General features: G+C 68.5%; 7 protein-coding genes and 1 pseudogene. 7 read left to right on the top strand and 1 reads right to left on the bottom strand.

The window, feature by feature from the left end; genetic code table 11:
- From E1286_RS46095 to E1286_RS46085, 3 genes and pseudogenes are all read left to right on the top strand, one after another.
- Positions 1-120, top strand: a pseudogene (locus tag E1286_RS46095) (IS5/IS1182 family transposase); the annotation flags it as partial.
- Between the two features lie 68 nt (positions 121-188).
- Positions 189-1,595, top strand: a complete 1,407-nt coding sequence (locus E1286_RS46090) for a UvrD-helicase domain-containing protein (RefSeq protein WP_132623573.1) — start codon at positions 189-191, stop codon at positions 1,593-1,595.
- Between the two features lie 74 nt (positions 1,596-1,669).
- Entirely contained in the window at positions 1,670-2,053 is a 384-nt protein-coding gene (locus tag E1286_RS46085) for a hypothetical protein (protein ID WP_132623571.1), read from the top strand.
- Positions 2,054-2,416: 363 nt separating this feature from the next.
- On the opposite strand, the gene E1286_RS48690 is transcribed toward E1286_RS46085, so the two are convergent.
- Entirely contained in the window at positions 2,417-2,581 is a 165-nt protein-coding gene (locus tag E1286_RS48690; RefSeq protein ID WP_165970241.1) for a hypothetical protein, read from the bottom strand.
- 249 nt (positions 2,582-2,830) lie between these two features.
- On the opposite strand from E1286_RS48690, the gene E1286_RS46080 reads away from it, so the two are divergent.
- From E1286_RS46080 to E1286_RS46065, 4 genes are all read left to right on the top strand, one after another.
- Positions 2,831-3,130: a hypothetical protein gene (locus tag E1286_RS46080; RefSeq protein ID WP_132623569.1), complete on the top strand. Its 300-nt coding sequence runs from the start codon at positions 2,831-2,833 to the stop codon at positions 3,128-3,130.
- Positions 3,131-3,203: 73 nt separating this feature from the next.
- Positions 3,204-3,878 (top strand): hypothetical protein, encoded by a 675-nt coding sequence (locus tag E1286_RS46075; RefSeq protein ID WP_132623567.1) that lies wholly within the window; start codon positions 3,204-3,206, stop codon positions 3,876-3,878.
- Positions 3,875-4,117: a hypothetical protein gene (locus tag E1286_RS46070; RefSeq protein WP_132623565.1), complete on the top strand. Its 243-nt coding sequence runs from the start codon at positions 3,875-3,877 to the stop codon at positions 4,115-4,117. The genes E1286_RS46075 and E1286_RS46070 overlap by 4 nt, the downstream gene beginning before the upstream one ends.
- Positions 4,114-4,779 carry a hypothetical protein gene (locus E1286_RS46065; RefSeq protein ID WP_132623563.1) on the top strand — a complete coding sequence of 222 codons (666 nt, stop codon included), beginning with the start codon at positions 4,114-4,116 and terminating at the stop codon, positions 4,777-4,779. Before E1286_RS46070 ends, E1286_RS46065 begins: the two co-directional genes overlap by 4 nt.
- Positions 4,780-4,852: the final 73 nt, after the last annotated feature.

Genomic DNA, 4,852 nt, shown 5'->3' with positions numbered 1-4,852 from the left:
GTCGTCGAGCGCTGCTTCAACCGGCTCAAGCAGTTCCGCGCTCTGGCCACCCGCTACGACAAGACCGCGACGTCATACACCGCGGTCGTCACTATCGCGTGCCTGATGCTCTGGCTGTGATCATTTGAAGACACGGCCTAGCCGTAGGTGTGTGTCCCTTCCGGCTTCCTCGCAAGGCCGAGGCATGGATGCCGCGTACTCGTGACGAGCAGACACCCCGGAAGATCGTCGAGGTTCGGGAGGCCGCGCCGGCCGAGGCGACCTGCATCTCCATCGATGCCGACGACCACCTGTTCCTAACGGCTGGCTGCATCCCTACGCACAACAGCATCCAGGTCGAGGCGCAGAAGTCGTTCCCCGACTCCGTCACCTGCAAGACCTCGCACGGCCTGGCGTTCGGCGCGGTCGGCCGCAAGTACGCCCACCGGCTGAAGGCGTCCCGCATGAAGTCGGAGGACGTGGCCCGCCTGCTGAAGATCAACAGCCCGATCTACACGCCGACCGCCATGATCCCCCCGGCCGTCGTCGCCCGGATCGTCATGGCCACCGTCACCGCGTTCACCCGCAGCGCCCGCACCAACATCCTCCACCAGCCTGTCCCGCGCATCCCCGGCCTCGACGACCCCGAGACGATGCAGACCCTCGCCGCCGAGATCCCGCTGCTCGCGCAGAAGGCATGGCAGGACATCCTCGACCCGCGCGGCCAGCTGCCCTTTTCGCACGACTGCTACCTCAAGATCTGGTGCCTGTCTGACCCGCAGCTCAGCCAGTACGACTACGTGATGCTGGACGAGGCGCAGGACTCCAATCCACCTGTCGCGAAGATGGTCGAGCTGCAGCGGCACGCCCAGCTGGTCCTCGTCGGCGACTCCTCGCAGTCCATCTACGGATGGCGCGGCGCCGAAGACGCCATGAGCAAGTTCAACGGCGTGCGGCTCACCCTCTCCCAGAGCTTCCCCTTCGGCGAGGCGGTCGCGGAGGAGGCGAACCTGTGGCTGGAGTACCTGCAGGCGCCCTTGCGTCTGCGCGGGTTCGAGCAGATCAACTCCCGCCTCACCACCCTGGCCGAGCCGGACGCGATCCTCTGCCGCACCAACGGCGCAGCCATGGCCCAGGTCATGAAGCAGCTGAAGGCCGGCCGTCGCGTCGCGCTCGTCGGCGGCGGCGACCAGATCCGCAAGCTGGCCGAGGCGGCGATGCAGCTCAAGGCCGGGCGCGGCTGCTCTCACCCCGAGCTGTTCGCCTTCAAGAACTGGGGAGAGCTGCAAGATTATGTCGAGGAGGACGAGGGCTCCGACCTGCGGCCGTTCGTCAACCTCATCGACGAGCACGGTCCCGACGTCGTGATCGACACCGTGTCTCGGCTCGTTCCCGAGGACCGCGCCGACGTGACGGTGTCCACCGCGCACAAGGCGAAGGGACGCGAGTGGCACCGCGTGCTGGTCGCGGACGATTTCCCCGAGCCCAAGCCCACCCAGGACGGCAAGCCGGGCCGGATCTCCCGTCCGGACGCGATGCTCGCCTACGTCACCGTGACCCGCGCCCAGCTTGAGCTGGACAACACCGGCCTCGCGTGGATTCGCGAGTACATGTGACCGACCGTGCCTGACGCAAGCAATCTTGATTGCCTCAGGCACTCCCACTCCTCACCGACAAGGAGCCAATCCCCATGGCGAAACTGACCGACATCGTGATCATGAGGACCTTCGGCAAGGGCCGATACGAGGCCGAGATCCCCGGCTTCGGCCGGTTCGAGGCCGAGCGCCCCGCTCTCGCCACCGAGGCCGCGGTGACTGCCTTCCAGGAGTTCCACCTGATGGGCGACGACATGAAGGTGGCGTACATCCCGTGCAACGACGGCAAGACCCTGTTCCACTGCTGGGCCACACCGCGCGGCTGGACGTACAACATCGTCAAGCTCACTGACGGCCGCTCCTCCAGCAGCGGCAGCCTCTCCCGCACCGGCGACACCCGGACCTGGGAACAGTTCATCGACCGCATGCGCGCGTGGGCGGCCGACTACGACGGCACCGCCTCCGCCGCCGCTTCCTGACCATCCATCCCCGGCCGACCGGCGCCCACCGGCCTCGGCGCAACCCCTCCCACTCATGAAAGGCCCTCTCATGATCAGAGTCCTCGCCAATCCGTCGACCTGCGCGACGGCCCCTGTTCTGGCACGTCCGGGGTGGGCCGGTGGGCTATCGGAGGCGCTCGCCGCAGGAGTCGCAGGCGTCGCAGCAGTCGTCTCGGTTTCGCAGCGCTCCCAGTCGGCGGGCGTGTTGGTGGTGGTCTCGCCACGTGGTTGGGCGCAATTGGTGCCCTCGGCGGCCTGGTCGCGGGTGATCCTACGAGCTCGAGTTCCGGAGAGCTGATCGCCTACGCGACTCGGCCTGATCAGGTGTGGATCTCGACCGAGCTACCGGCTGCGGCGTCTCAGTGCTCTCCGGATCAGCAAGAAGGCCCCGAGGGCGATCAACACGATCCCCAGCAGGACCAGGGTCGCACCGAGGCCGATCAGGATCGTCCCCAGGAGGACGAGGATCGTCCCAATGACGAGAAGAAAGATCGCGAGGACGGTCACGGCGGCCTCCTGTCACCCTTCCGCCCGACACCTTTCCCCTCTCCAGCGTAAACACTCTGCCCCCGACCTCGGAAGACGGGTCTCTGGACACGGCTAGCACTGGAACGCATCGACTAGGACGGCGTGTTCGTTCCGAGTGAGGGGACGGATGGCACCCCGTCGACCCGCTGGTACCAGGGCAACTGGCGTGTCCTGTGTGGGCGAAACCGGTGCGCGACCGGGCTCTGCCTCGCTGGCTACGTCTGCGAGGTGACCGGCGGCAGGTGGCTGGCCACCACGGACCCCTCCGGGAAGCTGCTCATCGGAGGCAGGGAGGTGCCCGACCACGAGTCCTTCAGGTGGCTGCACCTCCTGCTGGCCGAGCCCAACGACCTGGTCGACGCCGTGGAAACCAACTACGACCACGTGACCATCACCGCGGCGAACCGGGCCCGGCGCCTGCTCGGCGTCGACGAGCAGCGGGCCGAATACCTGTTCCACGGCGGGAACACCAAGACCCGACTCCACGCGCTGGGCGCCGACATCTTCGGCCCCCGCCCGGCCGCCTGACCCTCTCGACTGCTGGCCAGACCCACGGCCAGCACCGTCATGCAAGCGAAACAGCAAGCAGAAAGGCCAACCCATGGGAACCACGGCCCGCACGACCACGAAGAGGCGGCGTCCCCGCGCCGACTTCACACCCGAGCAGCGCGAGGCATACAAGGCACGCAAGCAGGCCGACAAGTCGGCCGCGATCCGGGCGAGGGAGAGCGCCGCGGCGCTCCTGTCCCAGCGGACCGAACTCATCGACGCCTTCCGGGTGTACGCGAGCCGCGTCATGGATCACCGCACCCTCGGCAACGCCCTCGGCATGATGGCGCAGCGGCCCGACGCGACCCGTGTCAACTCGGCGTTCTTCTGGGCGCGGGAGGGCCGGACGGTCCTGCCCGACGCCAACCCCATCTGCGTCCTGGCGCGCCGCAAGGGCAACCGGATCGTCGAGGAGGAGAACCCCGACACCGGCGAGGTCGAGGAGACCGTTCAGGGCAAGTGGTCCGGCTGGACCGGCGAGCGCGTGTTCGACGTCCTCGACACCGTCCCCGCGAAGAAGCCCTGCAGGCACTGCGGCACCGCGCCGGGCGAAAGGTGCCCCGGCTCGTGCGCGGTGTACGTGCCGGTAGCCGGCCCGCTCCCGACGCGCGAAGAAGTCGCCGACCTGCTCAACGAGATCCTCCGCGAAGACGGCGGCTTTGACCTGGGCCTCTACGAGTCCATGGCCGACGAAGCGGCGGACATGGACGACGAGGGCGACGAGTGACCCGCAACACCGCCCCGAGCCCGAACACGAAGACCGGCCGCGCGGCAATCGCGCGGCAGGCCCGCCGCCACGGCTACTTCCACGACCGCGACAACTTCACGATCGCGGTCGCCTGCCCCCTCGGCCGGGAGAGGGCCAGCGGCGCCCAGCCCGGCCACGGCCAGAGCGTCATCCAGGCGCTTGACGCCCTCATGGACGACCACCTCCTGCACGACTGCTCGAAGGGACCACAGCAATGACCACCACCACCGAAGTCACGTTGGCGAAGCGGTACGTCCTCGCCGGGATGCCCGGCTGGGGCGAGCACGACCACCTCATCCGCTCGCAGGGCCTGGCCGTCGTCAACGCCCCCCGGCCCATCGCCGGTGACATCACCTGGGTCGGCGAACTGGGCTACGGCCGCTACTACGCGGCCGGGGACCTGGAGCAGATGGCCGAGGGCTGGCACGCGGACGACGCCGTCCTCCTGGTCGAGCTCACGCCGCAGGCCATCGTGCGGCGCGTCAAGGCGTACGTCGACAGCTACGGCTCCAGCCTCGACAAGCTGGCCGCGACGTACGAAGGCGCAGTCGGCGACGTCGCGCACGAGCTGGGCCTGCCGTGGGACGACGCCTGGCTGCAGGTCCCGTTCCTTCCGGCCGTGCCGAGCCGCGTCGCGATCAGCGGGATCCCGCTGTGCGAGCACAACGTCCAGGCGCAGGCGTGGGCCCTGCAGGTCGTCCGGCCCGGCGAGCCGCTGCCGGACGACATCGAGATCGGCTCCTTCACCTCCAGCAGTCCGACCTCCCTGCTGCGGGTGAAGACCAGGGCCGCCGCGATCGAGGGCCGAGCGGACCAGTTCCAGATCGCCTACCTGCACAAGGACCTGTTCCGCACCGCGGACGACCCGGCCAGCATCTGACCCTCACCTCCACCCGGGGGCGGCGGCCACCCACCGCCGCCCCCACCACTTTCTCTTATACACATCTTACCCT

This window comes from Nonomuraea terrae (assembly GCF_004348995.1).
Classification (GTDB): Bacteria; Actinomycetota; Actinomycetes; order Streptosporangiales; family Streptosporangiaceae; genus Nonomuraea; species Nonomuraea terrae.
Note: the sequence above shows the minus strand (reverse complement) of the source record. Positions and strands in the feature narration are given on the sequence as shown.

Coding starts and splice junctions, on each gene's coding strand:
- E1286_RS46065 (WP_132623563.1), top strand. CDS start 4,114: ATGACCACCACCACCGAAGTCACGTTGGCGAAGCGGTACGTCCTCGCC.
- E1286_RS46085 (WP_132623571.1), top strand. CDS start 1,670: ATGGCGAAACTGACCGACATCGTGATCATGAGGACCTTCGGCAAGGGC.
- E1286_RS46090 (WP_132623573.1), top strand. CDS start 189: ATGCCGCGTACTCGTGACGAGCAGACACCCCGGAAGATCGTCGAGGTT.
- E1286_RS46075 (WP_132623567.1), top strand. CDS start 3,204: ATGGGAACCACGGCCCGCACGACCACGAAGAGGCGGCGTCCCCGCGCC.